The 21,189-nt window shown below is 72.9% G+C and carries 15 protein-coding genes; 11 read left to right on the top strand and 4 right to left on the bottom strand.

Annotated elements, in window-relative coordinates; translation table 11 throughout:
- The first annotated feature begins 18 nt into the window (after window positions 1-18).
- Window positions 19-1,962, top strand: coding sequence for a response regulator (locus G495_RS0114750; RefSeq protein WP_028588394.1), 1,944 nt, complete (start codon window positions 19-21; stop codon window positions 1,960-1,962).
- A gap of 93 nt (window positions 1,963-2,055) precedes the next feature.
- Here the strand turns inward: G495_RS0114750 and G495_RS0114745 are convergent, their stop codons facing one another.
- The gene (locus tag G495_RS0114745; RefSeq protein WP_028588393.1) at window positions 2,056-2,493 is read right to left on the bottom strand and encodes a Fur family transcriptional regulator; all 438 of its coding nucleotides are present in this window, start codon (window positions 2,491-2,493) and stop codon (window positions 2,056-2,058) included.
- A gap of 82 nt (window positions 2,494-2,575) precedes the next feature.
- Here G495_RS0114745 and G495_RS0114740 point away from each other — a divergent pair, with 82 nt between their 5' ends.
- Both G495_RS0114740 and G495_RS19560 read left to right on the top strand, forming a co-directional pair.
- Entirely contained in the window at window positions 2,576-3,226 is a 651-nt protein-coding gene (locus G495_RS0114740) for a cyclase family protein (RefSeq protein ID WP_028588392.1), read from the top strand.
- A gap of 85 nt (window positions 3,227-3,311) precedes the next feature.
- Window positions 3,312-3,797, top strand: coding sequence for a hypothetical protein (locus G495_RS19560; RefSeq protein WP_051445425.1), 486 nt, complete (start codon window positions 3,312-3,314; stop codon window positions 3,795-3,797).
- An 87-nt stretch (window positions 3,798-3,884) separates the two neighbouring features.
- On the opposite strand, the gene G495_RS0114730 is transcribed toward G495_RS19560, so the two are convergent.
- Window positions 3,885-6,779 carry an insulinase family protein gene (locus tag G495_RS0114730; protein WP_028588391.1) on the bottom strand — a complete coding sequence of 965 codons (2,895 nt, stop codon included), beginning with the start codon at window positions 6,777-6,779 and terminating at the stop codon, window positions 3,885-3,887.
- Window positions 6,780-6,985: 206 nt separating this feature from the next.
- Between G495_RS0114730 and G495_RS22115 the strand changes: the two genes are divergently transcribed.
- Complete coding sequence (locus G495_RS22115) at window positions 6,986-8,017, top strand: ABC transporter substrate-binding protein (RefSeq protein ID WP_051445424.1); 1,032 nt, start codon at window positions 6,986-6,988, stop codon at window positions 8,015-8,017.
- Window positions 8,014-10,011, top strand: a complete 1,998-nt coding sequence (locus G495_RS22110; protein WP_051445423.1) for an ATP-binding protein — start codon at window positions 8,014-8,016, stop codon at window positions 10,009-10,011. The genes G495_RS22115 and G495_RS22110 overlap by 4 nt, the downstream gene beginning before the upstream one ends.
- A gap of 80 nt (window positions 10,012-10,091) precedes the next feature.
- On the opposite strand, the gene G495_RS20625 is transcribed toward G495_RS22110, so the two are convergent.
- Window positions 10,092-11,405 (bottom strand): VgrG-related protein, encoded by a 1,314-nt coding sequence (locus G495_RS20625; protein ID WP_169734402.1) that lies wholly within the window; start codon window positions 11,403-11,405, stop codon window positions 10,092-10,094.
- A 189-nt stretch (window positions 11,406-11,594) separates the two neighbouring features.
- Between G495_RS20625 and G495_RS0114710 the strand changes: the two genes are divergently transcribed.
- The 4 genes from G495_RS0114710 to G495_RS0114695 are packed head-to-tail and all read left to right on the top strand — an operon-like array spanning window position 11,595 to window position 14,966.
- The gene (locus tag G495_RS0114710; RefSeq protein WP_028588390.1) at window positions 11,595-12,149 is read left to right on the top strand and encodes an HDIG domain-containing metalloprotein; all 555 of its coding nucleotides are present in this window, start codon (window positions 11,595-11,597) and stop codon (window positions 12,147-12,149) included.
- A gap of 19 nt (window positions 12,150-12,168) precedes the next feature.
- On the top strand, window positions 12,169-13,557 hold the full coding sequence (locus G495_RS19535) for a YhjD/YihY/BrkB family envelope integrity protein (protein WP_051445421.1): 1,389 nt from the start codon (window positions 12,169-12,171) through the stop codon (window positions 13,555-13,557).
- On the top strand, window positions 13,550-13,822 hold the full coding sequence (locus G495_RS0114700) for a cysteine-rich small domain-containing protein (protein ID WP_028588389.1): 273 nt from the start codon (window positions 13,550-13,552) through the stop codon (window positions 13,820-13,822). Before G495_RS19535 ends, G495_RS0114700 begins: the two co-directional genes overlap by 8 nt.
- Before the next feature lie 52 nt (window positions 13,823-13,874).
- On the top strand, window positions 13,875-14,966 hold the full coding sequence (locus G495_RS0114695; RefSeq protein WP_028588388.1) for a hypothetical protein: 1,092 nt from the start codon (window positions 13,875-13,877) through the stop codon (window positions 14,964-14,966).
- A 98-nt stretch (window positions 14,967-15,064) separates the two neighbouring features.
- On the opposite strand, the gene G495_RS19530 is transcribed toward G495_RS0114695, so the two are convergent.
- Window positions 15,065-16,588 (bottom strand): HD domain-containing phosphohydrolase, encoded by a 1,524-nt coding sequence (locus G495_RS19530; RefSeq protein ID WP_245588455.1) that lies wholly within the window; start codon window positions 16,586-16,588, stop codon window positions 15,065-15,067.
- A 216-nt stretch (window positions 16,589-16,804) separates the two neighbouring features.
- Here G495_RS19530 and G495_RS0114685 point away from each other — a divergent pair, with 216 nt between their 5' ends.
- Both G495_RS0114685 and G495_RS20620 read left to right on the top strand, forming a co-directional pair.
- The gene (locus tag G495_RS0114685) at window positions 16,805-19,474 is read left to right on the top strand and encodes an HDOD domain-containing protein (RefSeq protein WP_028588387.1); all 2,670 of its coding nucleotides are present in this window, start codon (window positions 16,805-16,807) and stop codon (window positions 19,472-19,474) included.
- Entirely contained in the window at window positions 19,471-21,096 is a 1,626-nt protein-coding gene (locus G495_RS20620) for a MinD/ParA family protein (RefSeq protein ID WP_051445419.1), read from the top strand. Before G495_RS0114685 ends, G495_RS20620 begins: the two co-directional genes overlap by 4 nt.
- The last annotated feature ends 93 nt before the right edge of the window (window positions 21,097-21,189 follow it).

The raw sequence follows: 21,189 nt of genomic DNA, 5'->3' as shown, positions 1-21,189 counted from the left end.
CCGACCCGGGCGGGCATCATGGGCACCACGCTGCTTCTGGTTGACGACGAGGACGGCATCCGCACCTTCCTGGGCATCTCCCTGGCCGACCTGGGCTACGAGGTGCTCACCGCCGCCGACGGGCGCCAGGCTCTGGAGGTCTTCGCCGCCCACCGCCCGCCCATCGTGCTCACGGACATCAAGATGCCCGGCATGGACGGCATCGCGCTCCTGCGCCGCATCAAGGAGCAGAGCCCCGACACCGAAGTGATCATGATCTCCGGCCACGCGGACATGGACCTGGCCATCAAGAGCCTCAAGTTCCAGGCCGCCGATTTCGTGACCAAGCCCATCAACAACGAAGTCCTGGAAATGGCCCTGGCCCGCGTGAGCGAGAAGATCGCCATGCGCGCCGAGCTGCGCCGCCACACCGAGAACCTGGAACGCCTGGTGGAGGAGAAAAGCCAGCGCATCGTCCAGCTCGAGCGCCAGGCCGCCGTGGGCCAGGTGGTGGAAAGCCTGTCGGGCGCCATCCGCGACATCGCCGGGGACATCGAGGACAGCGCGGCCACCCTCTCCGACCTGCCCTGCTTCATTTCCATCCACAACCAGTACATGGAAGTCGTCTCCGCCAACGCGCTCTACCGCGCGCGCCTGGGCGAAATGGCCGGGCGCGGCAGCTGGGAGGTCTACGCGGACGCGGAGCCGCGCGACTGCCCCGTGGGGCGCACCTTCCGCTCCGGCGCGGCCCAGCGCATGGAGATGACCGTGCGCACGGCCCAGGGCGAGCGCATCCCCGTGCTGGTGCACACCGCGCCCATCCGCGGCAGCGACGGCGAGGTGGAGCTGGTGCTGGAAATCACCGCCGACCTGACGGCCATCAGCCGCCTGCAGGAGGAGCTGCGCAGCACCCAGGCCAAGTACCAGCTGCTCTTCGACGAGGCGCCCTGCTTCATCTCCGTGCAGGACCGCCAGTTCCGCATCACCGCCGCCAACCGCCTGTTCAAGGAGCATTTCGGCGCCCCGGGCGAGGGCGTGCGCTGCCACGCCGTCTACGCCCACCGCGACGAGCCCTGCGACAAATGCCCCGTGGCCCGGACCTTCGAGACCGGCCAGAGCCACCAGTGGGAGACCGTGGTCACCTCGCGCACGGGCAAGCCCTACAACGTGCTGCTGTGGACCGCGCCCATCCGCGACGCCTCCGGCGCCGTGACCGAGGTCATGGAAATGGCCACGGACATCACCCAGCTGCGCGAGCTCCAGGACCACCTGGCCTCCCTGGGCCTGATGATCGGCTCCATGTCCCACGGCATCAAGGGCATGCTCACGGCCCTGGACGGCGGGGTCTACCGCGTGGAGTCCGGCTTCAAGAACGACGACCCCGCGCGCGTGCAGTCCGGCTGGGGCACGGTCAAGGACATGGTCAGCCGCATCCGCGCCATGGTCCTGCAGATGCTGCACTACGCCAAGCACCGCGAGCTGAACTGGGCCGCAACGGACCTGGGCGCCTTCTTCGAGAGCGTGGCCCGGCTGGTGGAGCCCAAGGCCCAGAGGGGCGGGGTGGCCTTCGTGCGCAGCCTGCCCCCCGGCGACCTGGGCCACTTCGAGGCCGATGCGACCATGCTCAGCGCCGCCCTGGTCAACCTGCTGGAAAACGCCGTGGACGCCTGCGTGGACGACACGGCCAAGCCCGCCCACGCCGTGACCTTCGGCGTGCGCGCCGACGAGAGCGCCCTGACCTTCACCGTGGCCGACAACGGCACGGGCATCGACCGCGAAACCCGCGAGCGCATGTTCACGCTGTTCTTCTCGTCCAAGGGCTGCAAGGGCACGGGCCTGGGCCTGTTCGTCTCCGACAAGACCATCCGCCAGCACGGCGGGTCCATCAGCGTGGACTCCGCACCCGGCCAGGGCTCGACCTTCACCATCCGCCTGCCCCGCGTGCTGCCCGACTCCGCCAAGACCTGCCCCGAAGGCGCCTGAGCCCGCCGCCCCCGCGCGCGGGGCGGCCCGCAAAAACAACGGCGCCCCCTTGCGGGGGCGCCGTTGTTTTGCCGGGCGGGGGTGCCGGACGGGTCAGTCCACCTTGCCCCGGCATTTGGCGCAGATGCCGTAGAGGTACATCTTGTGCCCGGTGAGCACGAAGCCGTGGGCCTTGGCCAGCTCCTCCTGGAGGCGCTCGATATGCTCGTCCACGACCTCCAGGGTCGCGCCGCAGCGCTCGCACAGGATGTGGTCGTGGTGGGCGCTGCCGTACTTCTTTTCGTAGCGCGTCACGCCGTCGCCGAAGTGGACCTCCTTGGCCAGGCCGGACTCGGAGAGCAGCTTGAGGGTCCGGTAGACCGTGGCCTGCCCGATGGACTTGTCCTGGGCCTTGACCCTGTTGTAGAGATCCTCGGACGCGAGATGGCCGTCCTCGGCCAGGAACACGTCCAGGATGAGCCGGCGCTGCGGCGTCATCTTGAGATTCTTCCTGGTCAGGAACTCGGTGAAAACCGCCTGCGGCTCCTTCATGACATCTCTCTCGCTGACGTGACTTTTTTGGCATGTATTCAGTCCCGCGCCGTTCTGTCAAGGCGAACCCCCGGAGGGCCCTGTGTTCACCGCCGCGCGCATCATCGACATCTCCCTGGCCATCGGCACCCAGGCCCCGGCCTGGCCCGGCGATCCGCCCCTGGAAGTGCGCCCCGCGCACACCTTCGCCACCTCGGGCTGGCACACCTCGGTGCTGACCATGAGCGCCCACGCGGGCACGCACATCGACGCCCCCGGGCATATCCTGCCCAGCGCGCCGCTGCTCGACGCCTTCGGCCTGGAGCGCTTCATCCTGCCCGCCGTGGTGGTGGACGCCGGGCCCGGGCCCCTGGCGGGGGCCGAGGCCGTGCGCCGCAGCGGCCTGCGCCCCGGCGAGGCGCTGCTGGTGCGCACGGACAACTCCGCGCGCGGGCTCGCCGACGCCTCGGGCGCCATGCGCACGGACTTCACGGCCCTCTCCCCCGAGGCCGCCCGGGCCTGCGTGGACGCCGGGGCCTCCCTGGTGGGCATCGACGCGCCCTCGGTGGACCCCTACGGCGGCCCCGTGCCCGCCCACGAAACCCTGATGCGCGCCGGGGTGCTGGTCATGGAATGGCTGGCCCTGGCCGCGGCGCCCCCGGGCCGCCACCTGCTGGTCTGCCTGCCCCTGCACCTGCCCGGGGTGGAGGCCAGCCCCGTGCGCGCCGTGCTCCTGGAGGGCGCGGCGGGCTGACGCACGAAATTTGCACTCAAGTCCTCCGCGTTTCGGCCGATGGGAAGAATATGCCATCGGGGGACCTCAACAGGAGGATATCACCATGGTGGACGGCATCGGGACCACGGATCAGGGCTACGCCCTGACCCCGGAACAGTTGGAACAGGTCCGGCAGCAGTACGCCGAGCGGCTGGCCGCAGGAAACAGGGAACAGGCGGGCACCACGACGGCCACGGGAGACAGCGTGGAAATCTCCGCCGAGGCCCGCGCCCTGGCCCAGACCCGGGCCGTGGAATCCGGCGGGCAGGCCCAGGGCCAGACCACCGGCCAGGGCCCGGCCTCCGGCGGCGGGGCTGCCGTGGCCGGAGCGGGCGGGGGCGGCGGCGCCCAGGGCTCGGGCTCCTCCGACAGCAGCGACCAGATCGACGAGCTGGAAGAAGAAATCGAGGAGCTTGAGCAGGAGATCCAGGAGTTGCAGGCCAAGGCCGCCAAGGACCCCGAGGCCAAGGAGCAGCTCGAGGCCAAGCAGGCCGAACTGGCCTCCAAGCAGGCCGAGCTGACCCTGCTCCAGTCCCAGCAGCAGGGCTGAGGCCGCGCGGCGGAAGGGAAAGGCCCGCGCGCACCGGAGTGCGCACGGGCCTTTTGCCGTTGCGTTTTCCGCAGGGAGAGCGGGAGCCTAGAGCACCCGGGTCACGCTGAAGTCCAGGCCCGAGGCCCCGATGGCCTCCGCCGCGCCCAGCACCACCACCTCGCCCCCCGCCATGAGCCCTTCCAGGCACTCACCGAAGGCCCGGAAGTCGGCCTGGGTGGCGCCCAGCAGCTCCTCGCGCATGGCCTGGCGCCGCGCGGGGGTGTCGCCGGTCAGCTCGCGCAGCAGCGCGGTCAGGCCCTGGGCGTCGGGCAGCAGGTAGGTGTCCATGTCGCCCACGGCGCCGATGACGGCCTTGGCCAGCTCGTCGGCGGACAGGTCCAGCCCCCGGAAGAACGCCCCGGCGCCGTCGAAGGCCGCCAGGGTGCCCGCCAGGGCCGGGTCGCGGTAGGAGGCAAACGCCAGGGTGCCCGCGAAGCGGTCCAGCACGCAGAAGGCGCCGTAGGCCCCGCCGCGCACGCGGACCTTCTCCCACAGGTAGCCCATGCGCGCGTACTTCACCGCCGCCAGTTGCGCGCCGTGGAAGCGCCAGCCCGCCTCGCCCAGGCGCACGATCTTGCCCACGTAGTTCACGCGGGCCGGGATGGTCAGCCCCTCGCGCGGGGGCAGGGGCGCCGGGGCCCAGGCCGCCGCCGGGGCCGCCCCGGCGGGCAGGGCGGCGGCGAACTCCGCCAGCGGACCCTCGAAGGCCGCCAGGTCCGCCGCGCTGCCCGTGGCGTTGAGCACCAGGTTGCCCGCGCGCACCAGAACCCCGCGCAGCTCCTCCAGCCGGGCCAGCACCCCGGGCCAGTCCGTGTCCACCTCGCGGGCCAGGGCCCGCACGGCCTCCAGGGCCTCCAGCCCGCCCATGCGCTCGGCGGCCCAGCCCGCCAGGCTGGCCCGGGCCCGCAGCCGCGAGAGCACCACCATGTGCCCCGAGGGCACCAGGGACTGCTCCATGCGCGCCTTCTCCTCGCCGACCATGAGCCGGAAGCGCTCGCGGTCGTCGAACCGCGCGGTGAGCAGCACGTCGCGCAGGATGGCGAGCATTTCCGGGGCGTTGGCCGCCGTGGCCTTGCCGTGCAGGAACAGCCGGGCCACGGGCGCGGCGGCGTCCAGGGCCGTGGAGGTGAAAACCTCGGGGCCCATGCCGCCGGTCTTGCGCGCGATGCGCATGGACAGTTCCGCGAAGTCCTCGCGCGCGGTGCCCATCTCGAACAGCGCGCGGCCGAACAGCGGCACCAGGGGCAGCAGGTGCTGGGGCACGCAGGCCAGGTCCAGCCCGGCGTCGAGGTAGATGATGCCCCGGGCCGGGATGTCGTGCAGCCGGGTCATGGCCGCCGCCGTGGCCCCGGCGCGCGTGGGAATGGGCCTCTCCTCGCGGGGGATGTCCGCCAGATCCAGGCGCGGGATGGTCGCCAGGGCCTCGGGGCTGTCCGGGGCCTCCTGGAGCCGGGCCAGCTCGCGGGCCTGGGCCATGACCCCGGCCCGGGCGGCCTCGTCCATCCCGGCCAGAGCCGCCTCCAGCCCGGCGGCCTCGCGGGCCTCGCGGGCCGCGCCCAGGCCGGGGTCGGGCCGCAGCACCACCGTCACCCGGTGCGGGTTGTCCAGCAGATGGGTGCGGATCAGCTCCTGGAACACGGGCTCGCCCGCGTCCAGCCGCGCCTTGAGGGCCGCCAGCGGCGTCTCGAAGGCCAGGGGCTCGAAGGGGTCGGCGTCGTAGAGCCAGCTGGTCAGGCTGGCCAGCATCATGGACAGCCCGCGCGGGAAGCGCCCGGTATTGTTCTCGCGCAGGTCGAATTCCACGGTGTTCAGCGCGGCCTCGACCATCTCGCGGCTCGGCCCCCCGGCGGCCAGGCGCTCCAGAGTGTCCAGCACCAGCGCCTGCACGGCGTCCTCGTCGTGCAAGTCCACGCCCCGCAGGCCCGTGGAGAAGAACATCTGGCGCAGCTCGTTTTCCAGGCCCGTGCCTGCCAGATCCTCGCCCAGGCCGGATTCCATGAGCGCGCGGCGCAGCGGCGAGGACGGCAGGCCGATGAGCAGCTCTTCGAGCACTTCCAGGGCCAGGGCCAGGGGCCGGTCCGTGACCTCGGGCAGCAGCCAGTTCAGGGTGACCATGCCGTTGGGCTCGTCCCCAGCGTCGAAGGGCTTCTCCACCCGGCGCGGGGCGGGCAGCGGCGCCTGCGCGGGGATGCGCGAGTCCACCTCCAGGGGCCCGAACTCCTCCAGGAAGGCGCCCAGGCGCTCCAGCCGCTCGGCCTCGGGGTCGTCGCCGTAGAACCAGAAGCGGGCGTTGGCCGGGTGGTAGTAGGTCGTGTGGAAGGCCTTGAACGCCTCGTAGGTCAGCCCGGGGATGGCCTCGGGGTCGCCGCCCGAGTCCAGGCCGTAAGGCGTGTCGGGGAACAGGGCCTGCTGGCAGGCCTCGTGCAGCACGCCGTCGGGTGAGGAATACGCGCCCTTCATCTCGTTGTAGACCACGCCCTTGCGCGATAGCGGCCCTTCGGGGGCGTCCAGCTCGTAGTGCCAGCCCTCCTGGCGGAAGATGTCCTCGCTGATCAGCGGATGGAACACCGCGTCCAGGTACACGTCCACCAGGTTGCGGAAATCGGCCAGATTGGTGCTGGCCACGGGGTAGCAGGTCTTGTCCGGGTAGGTGAAGGCGTTGAGGAAGGTGTGCAGCGAGCCCTTGAGCAGTTCCACGAAGGGCTCCTTCACCGGGTAGCGGCGCGAGCCGCACAGCACCGAGTGTTCCAGGATGTGGGCCACCCCCGTGGAATCGGCGGGCGGGGTGCGCAGGGTCACGCCGAAGACCTTGTTCTCGTCGGGGCAGGCCACGGACACGAGCTGGGCCCCGGTCCTGTCGTGGCAGTACAGGCGGGCCGTGCAGCCCGCCTCGGCGATCTCCTGCTCGCGCAGCAGCGAAAATCCATGGGTGGTGTCCATCCGTCCTCCGGTCGGTTGTGCTTGGCGTGGGCCAGGCCCGGTTGTACATGACCCGGCCCCGGAAATGAACCCCCGCCGTGCCCGGTCCGGCGGGCGGGGCGGGGTCAGCGCGGCCGCCTTTCCCCCGGTTCTCCTTGCCCTGGCCCCTGGTCCTGAGTTAAAGTATCAAGTCCCGGAGTCTGCTGCGCTCCGGAAGGGAGACACGCATGTCCGACACCACCCGCCGCCGCGCGCCCTCGGGAGCCGTGGCCACGGTGCGCTGCACCCTGGGGGCTCTGGCCCTGCTGGCCACCACCCTGCTGGCCGCCGCCCCGGCCCCGGCCCGCGACGAGCCTTACGCGGGCAAGCGCATCCTGTGGGTGGACTCCTACACCACGGGCTACGCCTGGACCGACGGCATCGTGCGCGGGGTCGAAAGCGTGCTGGACGGCACCGGCGTGGACCTGCGCGTCGTGCATATGGACACCAAGAGCAACGACTCCCCCGAGTTCGCCCGCCGGGCCGGAGAGCGCGCCCGGGCGGAGCTGGAAGCCTTCCGGCCCCATGTGGTCATGGCCTCGGACGACAACGCCCAACGCCACTTCGTGGTGCCTTTCCTGCTGGGCGGGGACATGCCCGTGGTCTTCTGCGGCGTGAACTGGGACGCCACACACTACGGCTACCCCGGGCCCAACGTCACGGGCATGCTCGAGGTCAGCCTGCTGCGCGAGGCCCTGGACCTGATGCGCCCCCTGGCCAAGGGCCCCCGGGTAGCCTTCATCGCGGCGGACACCGAAAGCGAGCGCAGCAGCCTGGACATCTACAAGGCCCGGGGCCTGGCGCAGGGCTGGACACCCTTCCTCGTGCGCCATTTCGAGGACTTCGGCCCGGCCTTCCTGCGCGCCCAGGAGCAGGCGGACATGATCCTCCTGGGCGGCAACGGCGGCATCACGGACTGGGACGACGCCCAGGCCCGGACCTTCCTGGCCGCGCACACCGCCGTGCCCACGGGCAGCTTCGACGCCTACCTCGCGCCCTACAGCGTGTTCACTTTCTCCAAGCGCCCCGAGGAGCAGGGCCAGTGGATGGCCGCCACGGCGCTGCGCCTGCTCGACGGCGAGCGCCCGGCGGACATCCCCCTGGTGGAGAACCGCCAGGTGGACCTCCTGGTCAACCTGACCCTGGCCCGGACCGCCGGGCTGGTGCTGCCGCTGTCGCTGCTGCGCACGGCGACCATCGTCGGCCAGGAAAGCCCGTGACCCTGCGCCTGCGCGTCCGTCTGGCCGGGCTGGCCCTGGTGGCGGCCATCGCCCTGGCCACCACCGCAGCGGCGGTGCTGACCATCGAGCGCCTGACCCAGGACCTGAACCACAACCTCCTGGACTCGGAACTGGCCGCCTACGTCCGGCAGGTGGCCCAGGCCCGCGAGGTGCTCGTGGCCACGGGCCTGTCCGGAGTGCGGGAATACATCGAGCGCGCCAAGGCCGACCTGCTCGCCGAATTCCGCGCCGAGGCCCCCACGCGCTTCGGGCAGCTGACGGTGCTGACCCTGGACGGGCGGCCCGTGCTGCACGACGGCCCGCCCGGGGCGCCCCCCCTGGCCCCGCGCTGCCTGGAAAAAATGCTCGCCCAGGGCCGGGGCTTCCAGGAGTGCGTGCTGCACGACCAGCACCGCGTGGGCCACTTCCAGACCCTGCCCGACTGGGACTGGCTGCTGCTGGTCTCGGTGAGCACCGGGGAGATGTACCGCACGCGCAACGCCTTCCTGCTGGAGGCCGGAACCATCTTCCTGGCCGTCTCGCTGCTGGGCTGGCTGGTCTTCGTGCGCCTGTCGCGCTCGGTGGTCGATCCGGTGCTGCGCCTGTCGGGGGCGGCCCGGGCCATCGGCGCGGGCGACTGGGAGCAGGTGCCGCCGCCCTCGGGGCGCGCCGACGAGCTGGGCGAGCTGGAGCGCAGCTTCGCCGACATGGCCCGCAGCCTGCGCCGCGCCGCCGGGGAGCTGGAGGAACGCGCCGGGTCCCTGCACGCGGCCAACGCACGCCTGAGCGCCGAGGTGGCCGAGCGCGTGCGCGCCGAGCAGGAACTGCACCGGGCCCACGACGCCTTCGGGGCCATCCTCGACTCCATGCCTTCCATCGTCATCGGCGTGGACCACCAGTGCCGGGTCACGCACTGGAACCGCACCGCCGCCGAAACCACCGGCGTTCCCGCCGCCCAGGTGGTCGGCCAGCCCGTGGACCAGGCCCTGCCCCGGTTGCGCCACCGCCTGGGCGACATCCGCAGCGCCATGGACGAAGGCCGCCCCCGGCGGCTGGACAAGCAGATATTCCACCAGGACGGGCAGGCCCGCCAGGAGGACATCCTCGTCTTCCCCCTGCTCCAGGCCGGGGCCGTGGGCGCCGTGATCCGTCTGGACGACGTGACCGCGCGCGTGCGCATGGAAGAGGTCATGGTCCAGACGGAAAAGATGATGTCCGTGGGCGGGCTGGCGGCGGGCATGGCCCACGAGATGAACAACCCCCTGGCCGGGGTGCTCACCGGAGCCCAGAACCTCCAGCGCCGCCTGGACCCGGATCTGGAGGTCAACCGCGCGGCCCTGGCCGAGGCGCAGTGCCCCCCGGCGGCCCTGGCGGCCTACCTGCGGCTGCGCAAGGTGGACAAGATTCTCGAATCCATCCGCGAGGCCGGGCAGCGCGCGGCGGAGATCATCCGCAGCATGCTCGAATTCTCGCGCGGCTCGGCGGGCAGCAGGCGGCCTGTGGATCTGTCCCGCGTCCTGGACCGCAGCGTCGAACTGGCGGGCAACGAATACGACCTGACCAAGAGCTACGATTTCCGCAAGGTGGTCATCGTGCGCGACTACGCCAGCGACGTGCCGCCCGTGCCCTGCGTGGGGTCCGAGATCGAACAGGTGCTGCTCAACCTGCTGCGCAACGCGGCCCAGGCCATGGCCGCCGCCGACATGGGCGCCAAGGCCCCGACCCTGACCCTGGGCCTGCGCCGCGAGGGCGGCCATGCCGTGATCGAGCTGGGCGACAACGGCCCGGGCATCCCCGAGGCCACGCGCAGGCGCATCTTCGAGCCCTTCTTCACCACCAAGCCCCCGGGCGTGGGCACCGGGCTCGGGCTGTCCGTGTCCTACTTCATCATCACCGAGAACCACGGCGGGACCATTGAGGTCCGCAGCGAGCCCGGCCAGGGCACCCGCTTCCGCATCCGCCTGCCCCTGCACCCCGAGCCCCCGGCGGCCTGAGCCCCGGGGCCCACAACGCGCGCGGGCCGCGCCGGAGGTTCCGGCGCGGCCCGCGAGGCCGTCCCGCCGTCCGGCGGGGGTCAGGCGTTGTGGTCCAGGGTGGCCGCGCCGTCGAGCATGGACAGGGCCGCGCCCATCTCGCGGGCGAAGCGGCTTTGCACCGCGCCCTGGACCCGGGCGTCCGACGAGCCGAAGCGGCCCGCGCGCCGGGCGTAGACCTCGCGGATCAGCCCGCGCTCGAAGTCCGGCCCCTGGGCCATGCCGCCCAGGGCATCCAGGGCGGCGGAGAAGATGCGCGCCGAGCCGCTGGCCCCGTGCTGCACGGCGGTGCTCCACAGCACCTGGGCGATGGCCTGGTGGCGCCCGGAGAGGTCCACCCCCGTCAGGTCGGTGATCTTGCGCAGGGCGGGCAGGTAATGGGTCTGGCTGATGAATTCGTGCTGGAGGCGGGAGAAGCGCTCGGGCTCCTCGCGGGCCACGGCCTTCCAGGTCTCGGGCATGGCGCCCCGGGTGCTGCCCGTGTTGGCGGGCCCGGCCTTGCGCAGGCGCCCGGCGATGTCCGGCGCGGCGCTGTCCAGGAATTCGAGGAAGCGCGTGAACGTCCCGGCGCGCGAGGAAATCTGGTAGCTGCCGTAGGAGGTGCCGCCCACGCGGTCGTAGCCCACGGCCCCGATGTCGCCGCCCGACTCGAAGCGGGCCGAGAGCAGCCCGAGGATGTCCACCCCCGAGGCGCCCGGCGCGGCGGCCTTGCCGTAGGCCCGGTGGGCCCTGGCGGTACGGGCCGCGCCCGCGGCTTCGGCCTCGCGGGCCGGGGCCTCGGATGCCGCCGCAGGCTGCGCGGCGGGCGCACCCACGCGGGCGCCGGGGGCCAGCCCGCCCGCCGGGCCCTGGCTGGCGCCCACCCGGCGCAGACCGTCGGCGCGCTCCGGGCCCTGGGCGCCCCAGGGGCCGGGGGCCGCCGCCGCGTCCTGGGTTCCGGCCACGGGCGACAGCCCGCCCGCGCTCAGGGCGCGGATCAGGGCCTGCACCCCTTTGCCGCCGGGAACGGTGCCGCCGGAAAGCCCCGCAAAGCCCGCGCCGTCGCCCTGGCCCGTGCCCTCCAGGGCGTCGAGCAGCGCGTGCATGTCCGAAAGGCCCTGGGCCTGCCCGGCGCCCTCGCCGCCCTCCATGAGCGTCATGAACTGCGCGCCCATGCCCGCCTGGGCCATCTGGTCCAGGGCCTCGGGCCCGCCGCTCTCCAGGGCCTGGCGCAGGGCCCCGGCAAAACGCAGGGCCGCGCCAGGCAGGGCCTGGGCACCGGCCCCGGGCAATCCGGCGCCGCCAAATCCGGCGCCCGAACGGTCCAGTGTTTCGCTGATGCCCGCCACGGGCTGGGTGAAATGCAGGGGGTTCACGGCCATCGCTCGTTCCGTATCCGGCTGCGGTTGCGGCGTCGGGTTCCCGACAGGGACGCCCGCGCCGCAGGGGGATGAGCAAGAAGCGTGCCCCGCCGCCAGGGCCCCGGAACGCAAAGCATTTGCCCTTTTCCCGGCGATGCTTATACTGGCCGCAACCCGCAACCCCCAGCAGGGAGGACACTCCGGATGCTCACCCGCGACGAGGCGCTGGCGCTGGTCAAAGCCCAAGGCCCCGAACCGCACCTGGTTCACCACGCCGTGCAGACCGAGGCCATCATGCGCGCCCTGGCCCTGCGCCTGGGTCACGACCCCGAACTGTGGGGCGTCACCGGCCTGCTGCACGACCTGGACTACCCCGCCACCCGCGACACTCCCGCCCGCCACGGCCTGGAGGCCGCCGCCCTGCTCACCGGGCGGATGCCCGACGACGCCCTGCGCGCCATCGTCGCCCACAACGAGGAATGCACCGGCGTGGCCGCGGCCAGCCCCTTCGACTTCGCCCTGCGCGCCGCCGAAAGCGCCACCGGGCTCATCAGCGCCGCCGCCCTGGTGCGGCCCACGCGCATGCAGGGCATGGAGCCCAAGAGCCTAAAAAAGAAGATGAAGGACAAAGCCTTCGCCGCCGCCGTCAGCCGCGAGCGCATCCGCGAATGCGAGCGCCTGGGCCTGACCCTGGACGACTTCTTCCTGCTGGCCATCCCGGCCATGGCCACGGTGGCCGCCGAGACGGGCCTGGCCTGAGCCCGGCAAGGAGCGCGCCATGAAGCCGACGCCGCCACACCAAGCGCCGCCCGGCGCGCCGGGCCGCCGGGCCGCCGCCCGGGCCCTGGCCCTGCGCGCCGCGCGCTGGGCGGCCATGGTCGGGCACGGCTTCGTGGCCGACCAATGCCTGCTGTGGGCCTCGGCCCTGGCCTTCACCACGGCCCTGTCCCTGGTGCCGCTGCTGGCCGTGGCCTTTTCCATCTCCAAGGGCTTCGGCATCCAGAATTCCGACTTCATCCACAACCTGCTCATGCAGGTCACCGCCGGGCGCGAGGAGACCGTGGCCGCCATCGTCGGCTACATCAACAACACCAACGTCGGCACCCTGGGCGCCGTGGGCGTGGGCCTGCTCTTCGTCACCGTGGTCTCGCTGCTGGGCAGCATCGAGAAATCCCTGAACAGCATCTGGGGCCTCAAGTCCCAGCGCACCCTGTGGCGCAAGTTCTCGGACTACCTGACGGTGATCCTGGTCTGCCCGCTGCTCATCCTCATCGCCATCAGCGCCACGGCCTCGCTGGAAAGCTCCACCGTGGTCCGCACGCTGCTGGACGTCTCGGTGCTGCACACGGCCTGGCTGGGGCTGCTCAAGGCCCTGCCCTACATCAGCACCTGGCTGGCCCTGCTCTTCGTCTACACCTTCATCCCCAACACCCGGGTGCGCTTCGGCGCGGCGGCTGCGGGGGCGGTGCTGGCGGGCAGCCTGTGGCAGGCGGTGCAGTGGGGCTACATCACCTACCAGGCCTCGTTTCGCAACTACAACGCCATCTACGGCAGCTTCGCCCAGGTGCCGCTGCTGCTCATCTGGCTGTTCGTGAGCTGGGCCATCGTGCTGCTGGGCGCGCAGATCAGCTTCGCCGTGCAGAACAGCGGCACCTACCAGCGCGAGGCGACCCTGGACGCCTACAGCCACGACGACCGCCAGAAGCTGGCCGCCCTGGCCCTGGCCCTGCTCACCCGCGCCTTCATGCAGGGCGGCCCGCGCCCGGGCAACGAAGAGCTGGCCCGCCAGCTCGACGCCCCGGTGCGCCTGGTGGGCGATGTGATGCACATGCTGGCCCGGGCGGGCATCGTGCTGCGCGTGGCCGGGGCGCACCCCGAGGGCGCCTACACCCTGGCGCGCCCGCCGGACTCGGTGCGCATGGTGGACGTGATGCTGGCCCTGTCGCGCTACCGCCAGGGCGCCGGGCCCCGGGCCCTGGGGCCCCGGCTGGCAGCGCTGGACCCGGTGTTCGCCGGGCTGGTGGCCTCGGCCAAGACCAGCCCGCACAACATGACCCTGGCCCAGTTCGCCCGCCGCTGCGCCGGGCCGGACGCCTGCGCCGACGCAGCGCAACAGGGCGCGGACGCAGCAGACAGCGCCCCGGGCGCCGGGAGCGGCGATGCCTGAAAACAGCCACCGCTTCTTCCGCAACACGGCCTGCGCCTATTTCCCCTGCCACGAGGTGGACGACGAGACGCAGTTCAACTGCCTGTTCTGCTTCTGCCCGCTCTACTGGCTTGAGGACTGCGACGGCACCCCGGCCTTTCGCGGCGGCGTGAAGGACTGCACCGGCTGCACCCTGCCCCACGCCCCGCAGGGCTACGACACGGTGCTGGCCCGCCTGCGCCGCGAGTTCGCCCGGCGGGCCGGCAGGCCGGACGACGAAACATGACCCCCCCTGCACGACACCTGCCCGGGGCCTGCGCCCCGGCCCGGAGGACCCTGTGAGCGACTACGACACCCCCCCCAAGAGCGCGCCCGGAGGCGGCGCGGGCAAGGCCCTGGCCGTGCTGCTGGTGCTGGCCGCCGCAGCCGTTGCTGGCTATTTCTACATGAAGAACAACGGCATGGAGATACAGCTCCCCGCCAAGGAACAGCTGGAGGAGCACTCGGCCCGGCCCGAGCCCAGCCTGCCGCCCTCGGCCCCCGCGCCCCTGCCCGCGCAGCCCGAGGCCGCCGCGCCCGTGCCGCCGGACCCCGGGCCCGAGCCCACGCCCTCGGTGACCATGCAGGCCGCCGCCCCGCGCACGGACAAGGTGCTGACCCTGGACTTCATCGAGGACCTCGCCGCCTACCTGGCCGCCGCCTACCAGCCCGGAGGCAGCAGCGAGAACCTCGGCTCCTCGGGCCTGACCACGGCCACCTTCCGCAAGGTCAACATGCGCTACGGCGTGGAACTGCACGGGCTGGACGTGGACCACGCCAACCCCCAGGCGGGCCGCAGGCAGGCCCTGGACCACCTGATGTCGCCCATCGTGCTGCGCCTGGCCTACGACCTGCTGGCCGAGGACCTGCTGCGCGCCATGGCCCGGGCCGGAGCGGGGCAGACCCGCCAGTTCGCCACCTCCGGCGGGTTCGCCGAGCGGCCCCTGACCCCGGCCCAGGTGCGCGAGATGTTCGACCTCTACGCCGCGCGCACGCGCGACATCGGCCGGACCTTCCAGACCTACGCCAGCCGCCCGGAGCTGGTGCAGCTCATGGACCGCTACTTCCAGGTCGCGCGCCGGGTCAACGCGGCCTACGCCCGCTACGCCGACCGCGAGGCCACGGGCGCGCCCGAGCAGGAGCTGGACGCCATCTCCCTGGAGATCAAGGCCGGGATCACCGAGCGCGAGGCCCTGCGCCGCGAGCTGCTGCGCGGCAGCATCCCCGCCAGCGGACTGAGCATTTCCGAAGGCGAGGTGCTCGACATTGCGGCCTGGGTTTCGCGCAGGCTCGCCGCCGACCCCGAGGCCATCAACGCCGTGGGCGCCCTGGCCTCCCTGAGCCAGGAGTTGGCCGAGGCCATGCAGCGCTTCGAGCCCTCGTCGCAGTGACCCCCGGCGCGGGGCCCGCGCCCGTCAGACGACGCGAGGGCCGGGAGGCATCACGCCTCCCGGCCCTCGTGCGTCGGGCGCCCTGCCGCGCTGCCCGCTCAGGCCAGGGGCAGGGTCACGGACAGGGCCGTCTGGGCGGCGACGCGCGCCAGGTCGCGGGTGGCCACGATGCGGCACCAGGCCTCCACCAGGCGTTCGTCCCACTGCAGGCCCGCGCCACGGCGCAGGATGTCCAGGGCTTCCTTGGGGCTGCGCGCGTCCTGGTAGGCGCGGTCGGAGGTCATGGCTTCGTAGCCGTCCACCACGCTGACGATGCGCGCCAGGAAGGGAATGGCCTCCCCGGCCAGGCCGTCGGGGTAGCCCTGGCCGTTGACCCACTCGTGGTGGTGGTAGACGATGGGCAACACGCCCTGCAGGGAGCGCAGGTCGGCCAGGATATCGCGCCCCAGCACCGGGTGCTGGCGCATGACCTCGAACTCGGCTGCGGTGAGCGGGCCGCGCTTGTTGAGGATGCGGTCGGGCACGCCGATCTTGCCCACGTCGTGCAGCACCCCGGCGAAGGAGAGCAGCTCCAGGTCCGCCGGGCCCAGGCCCACCTCGCGCCCGAGCATGGCCGCATAGGCGCCCACGCGCTCGGAGTGGCCCTTGGTGTACACGTCCTTGGCTTCCACCGAGCGCACGTGCGAGGTGATGATCTCCAGGTTCATGTCCTGCAGGCGGCACTGCACGGCCACGCTGTCCAGGGCCGAGGCCGCGTGGGCGGCGAACACGGACAACAGCTGGAGCGAGGGCAGGGAGTAGGGCCCGACCTCGTGCTCGCGCAACACCAGCACCATGCCCAGCAGCCGCTGGCCGTCGATGATGGGGGCGAACATGGCCGACACGGCGGTCTTGCCGCCGCCGCTGCGCACGGCCAGGGACTCGAAGAGCCTGGGGCCACGCCGCTCCATGAGCCGGGCGGCCACGGCGCAGAACCAGTCGCGCACGCGGCGGTTGTCGCGCAGCAACGGGCCCCAGTGTACGTCGCGGCCCAGATCGGCGCGCGCGCCCTCGGTGAAGAACAGGCTCATGGCGTCGGGGTGGAAGGTCTCGCGCAGCTGGACCAGGAACTCCTTGACCACCGAGCGCACGTCGCGCTGGCGGCGCAGGGCCTGGCTGAAATCCAGGACCAGGTCCAGGCCCCGGGGGTCGGGGGCATCGCCCTGGGGACCACGGCGCTGCTCGGCCTGGCGCAGCTCGCGCTCGCGCAGCACCTTGGCCACCTTGTCCTGAAGTTCGCGGATGCCGAAGGGCTTGAGCAGGTAGTCGGCAGCCCCGAGCTGGATGCAGCGCACCGCGCTTTCCACCGAGCCGTAGCCGGTGAGGAAGATGACCTCGGCGTCGCAGCCCCGGGCGCGCATCTCTTCGAGCATCTCGCGCCCGCCCAGGCGGGGCATGCGCAGGTCGGTCACCACCAGATCCACCCCGCCCTGGTCGAGGATCTCCAGGGCCTGCGCGCCGTTGCCCGCCGTCTTGACCGCGCAGCCCAGCCCCAGCAGGGCCTCGCGGTTGACTTCGAGCAGCGCGGCTTCGTCGTCAACGAGCAGGATCGTCTTGTCGTGCATCGGGTTCCCGGCGTCCATGCCTGCAAAGCGTGCACACGGCCCCGGCGGGGCAAAGGCCGCACGGCGGCGGAAGCTGCCGTGCGGCTTGTGTAATCCACGTCATCGATTCTTGTCCAGCCGGGCGGCGGCCCGCCATTTGCGGGCCGCCACGCCGGGCGCGGGCTTTGCCTTTTGCCCGCAAGTGACGTATGCAGACCCGAGACGGCAGACCCGCCGCCACCCAAAGGACGCGCGATGCACACCGAACCCGACGCCGGGGCCCAGCCCGAAGCCAGAGAGATCGTCCGGCACATCGAGCAGCTGCCCGCGCCGCCCGCCGTGGCGGGCAAGGTCCTGTCCATGGTCGCCGGGCAGGACGCGGACTTCAACGACGCCGCCCGGCTCATCGAGACCGACGCCTCCCTGGCCCTGAAGGTGCTGCGCATGGCCAACACCCTGGCCTACGGCTACCGGGGCAAGGTCGAAAGCCTGGACCAGGCCGTGCGCACCCTGGGCTTCGAGACCCTGCGCAACGCCCTGCTCTCGGTGCTCATCCGCGACAGCCTCTTCGCCGGGCACGCGCGCGGCGGCGACCCGCTGCTGACCCACCTGTGGAAACACTCCCTGACCTGCGCCGTCACGGCCCAGATGCTGGCCGAAACGGCCATGCCCGAGGCCAAGGGCGCGGCCTTCACCGCCGGGCTGGTCCACGACTGCGGGCAGATGGTCCTGCTGGCGGCCCGGCCCGCGCACTACGAGCCCCTGGTGCGGCGCTGCCGCGCGGGCGAGGCGCCCCTGCTGGCCCTGGAGGCCCCGGGCCCCGAGCACACCCTGGTGGGCAAGTGGCTGCTGGTGCAGTGGGACATGCCGCGCGCCCTGGTGGACGTGGCCTGGCTGCACCACCAGTCGCCCGAGGCCCTGGCCGGGCTGGGCCGCGAGGGGCGGCTGCCCGCCCTGGTCGGCCTGGCCGACCTGCTGGCCCACGAGGTGATGTGCGACGCGCCCGTGGCCGCCGGGGCGGACCCCGAGGCCCTGGCCGGGCTGCTGGGCATCCCGGGCGCGGCCCTGGAGCAGGTCAAGGCGCGCATCGGCGAGGCCTACGCCCAGCGCGCCGCCGCCTTCGACCTGGACGGCGACGCGGCGGGCTTCTATTTCGAGGCCCTGCAACGGGCCAACGCGCGCCTGGCGGGCATCAACGCCGACCTGGACGACCAGCGCCGCCGCCTGCGCCGGGCCAACCGGGTGCTCACCGCCGTGACCGCCGCCGGGCAGGAGATGGCCCGGGCCCAGGCCCCCGGGGCCGTGCTCGACACCCTGGCGCGGGTGTTCCCCGCGCGCCTGGGCGCTCCGCGCGGCTTCGCCTACCACGTGGACTCCGGGGCCGGAACCCTGAACGGCCTGGCCTGGGACGAGGGCGCCGCGCGGCCCTTCCGCTGCGGGCTGGACAAGAACCTGGCCCCCGTGTTCGGCCACGGACCGGACGCCCCGCCGCAGGAGCTGCGCCCGGTGCTGACCGGATACCTCACGCGCATCCCCGCCGAGATGCCCGACGAGGCCTCGCATATGCTCTGCGCGCCGCCCTGGCTGATCCTGCCGCTGCTGGCCGAGGGCGGCTTCCTGGGCGAGGTGGCCTTCGCCCCGGGCGATGCGCGCTCCGTGCGCCTGCCCGCCGAGGAGCGCGCCGGGTTCATCCAGCTCGCGGACCTGGCCAGCGCGGCCCTGAACCGCCTGGAACTGCACGAGCGGCTGGAGGAGCGCGCCGAGCGCCTGTCCTCGGCCCTGGGGCGGCTGCGGCGCATGAACCACAAGCTGCTCCAGGCCGAGCGCCTGGCCGCCGTGGGCCAGCTGGCCGCCGGGGCCGCCCACGAGATCAACAACCCCCTGGCCATCATCTACGCCCGGGCCCAGCTCCTGGAGCTGCGCGCGCCCGACGAGAAGACCCGCGCGGACTTCCGGCAGATGATGGCCCAGATCGAGCGCATCACCACCATCCTGACCAACCTCATGGATTTCGCCCGGCCTGCGCCGCCGCACATGGAACCCCTGGCCCTGAACGGCGTGGCCGAGCGGGCCATGGCCCTGGTGGCCGGCGGCCTGGGCAAACAGGAAATCGACCTCGTGACCGAACTGGCGCCGGACCTGCCCCCCGTGACCGCCGACGGCGGCCAGCTCGAACAGGTGGCGCTCAACCTGCTCATCAACGCCGAGCACGCCGTGGCCGACCGGGCCCAGCCCCGGGAGCGCGGGCGCATCACCGTGGCCACCGGGGTCCAGGGCGCCCACGCCTTCCTCACAATCTCCGACAACGGCGTCGGCATCCCTGTAGAAAATCTGGACAAGATCTTCGACCCCTTCTTCACCACCAAGGAGCAGGGCCGGGGCACAGGCCTGGGGCTGTCCACGTCCTACGGCATCGTGCAGGCCCACGGCGGCGACATCCGCTTCCGCAGCGTGCCCGGCAGCGGCACGCAGGTCACGGTGCTGCTGCCCCTGTCCTGCCCGGCCCCGCAGGCGGCCCGCGCCGCGGCCCAGGGCCGCCCCGAGCGCGACACCATCCTGGTGGTGGACGACGAGCGGCATATCCGCGACATCCTGCGCGAATCCCTGGAAGCCCGGGGCTACGCCGTGCGCACCGCCGAGGACGGCGAGCAGGGCCTGGTGCTGCTGGAGCGCGAGCGCTTCAGCCTGCTGCTGGTGGACATCCGCATGCCCCTGCGCGACGGGCTCTCGCTGCTGGAGCGCGCCCGCGAGCGCATCGGCGCCACCCCGGTCATCGTGCTCACGGGCATGGCCGGGCCCGAGGAAATCGACAAGGCCCTGCGCCTGGGCGTGTTCCGCTGCGTGCGCAAGCCCTTCCAGATCGACGCCCTGCTGGACGACATCGCCGCCGCCCTGGGGCGTGATCCGGGCGGGGAGGCGTCGTGAGAATCGTCCCCCTGGCCCCGGGCCAGCCGCCCACGCGGGTGATCTGCGTGGCCAGCGGCAAGGGCGGCGTGGGCAAGACCAGCCTGGCCACGGGCCTGGCCTTCGCCCTGGCCGCGCGCGGCAACCGCGTCTGCCTGCTCGACGCCGACCTGGGGCTGGCCAACGTGGACATCGTGCTCGGCGTGAGCCCGGACAAAACCCTGGAAGACGTGCTTTTCGGCGGCGTGCCCATGGCCGAGGCCATCGTGCCCGTGGCCCCGGGGGTGGACCTGGTGTCCGGCGCCTCGGGGGTGCCCCGGCTGGCCGAGCTGACCCGCGCCGAGCGCATGCGCCTGGCGGCCCAGTTCGCCGCGCTGGACGGCTACGACTACCTCATCGTGGACAATTCGCCGGGCATCAGCGCCCAGGTGGTCTCGCTGTGCCTGTCGGCGCGCGACCTCGTCGTGGTGGCCACGCCCGATGCCACGGCCATCACCGACGCCTATGCGCTGATCAAGGTGCTCACGCGCTCGGGGCTGTGGTGGAGCCCGTTCATCTGCGTGAACCGCGCGCGCGGGCGCCAGCAGGGGCGGCTGGTGTTCGAGAAGCTGCGCGCCACGGCGGGCAAGCACCTGGGGCTCAACTGCCGCTACCTTGGCTGCGTGCTGGAGGACGAGGCCGTGGGCCTTGCGGCCAGCCTGCGCAAGCCTGTGGCCGAGGCCGCGCCGCGCTCCGGCGCGGCCCGCGACCTGGCCGCCCTGGCCCAGACCCTGGACGAGGCCGACACGCCCGGGCGGCGGCGCGACGTGAGCCCCCAGCGCTTCCTGGACGGCTCGGTCATGCGCCTGAAGCAGGAGCGCGGCGCCCTGGCGGGCATCGCGCGGACCACCGAGCGCTTCCAGCGCGAGCTGGCCACCGCCGCCCCCGCCCGGCAGGACCAGGAGCGATTGCAGGAAGGGCTGGCCCGCCTGGGCCGCGGGCTGGACCGCCTGGAGCGCCTGCACGGGCCCGCCGGGCAGGCCGACCGCGCCCGGCTCATGGCCGCCATGCGCGCCGAGCTGGCGGCCCTGCGCGCCGTGCTGGCGCCCGGGCAGGCGCCCGCCGCAGGCCCCGGGCGCGCCCCGGCCCCGGTGCCGCCCCTGCCCCCCCGGCGGCCCGGCAGCCTGGACCTGCCCCCGGCGCCAAGCGCCCAGGGCGACGAAACCCTGCCCGGGATGCGCGCGGCCCTGGCGGCCCTGGCCGAGGCCAGCGCCCCCGCCGCCCCCGCTGCGGGCGCGCCCGGTGGCCCGCGGCAGGACCGGGCCCTGCTGGTCTGCCCGCCCTCGCCCATGCGCGAGGTGCTGGCCGAAGTGCTGGCCGGGGCCGGGCTGCGGCCCGAGGCCGTGCATCCGCGCGCGCTCAACGGCGGCGACCATTTCGCGGGCTACCGCCTGGGCCTGGTCTGCTGGGACGCCCCGGCGCGCGACCTGGAGCGCGTGGTGGCCCGGGCGGGGAGCACGCCGGTGCTCATGCTGCGCGGCTTCCGGCACACGCCCGGGCACGAGCCGGACCTGACGGGCCTGCCGGTGACGGTGCTGCACAAGCCCTTCCAGGTCCAGGACCTTTACGGGGCCATCCGCCGGGCAACAGGCACCGGCGCGTAGGCCAAGCCGGGCCACGCCGGGCCACGCCGGGCCGGGCCAAACCAGACACAGAACGCGAAAAGGCCGGGATGGTCGCCCATCCCGGCCTTTTTG

Source organism: Desulfocurvus vexinensis DSM 17965 (assembly GCF_000519125.1).
In the GTDB taxonomy this organism is placed as follows: domain Bacteria; phylum Desulfobacterota; class Desulfovibrionia; order Desulfovibrionales; family Desulfovibrionaceae; genus Desulfocurvus; species Desulfocurvus vexinensis.
The sequence above is the reverse complement of the archived record's forward strand: the minus strand, read 5'-3'. Positions and strand labels throughout refer to the sequence as shown.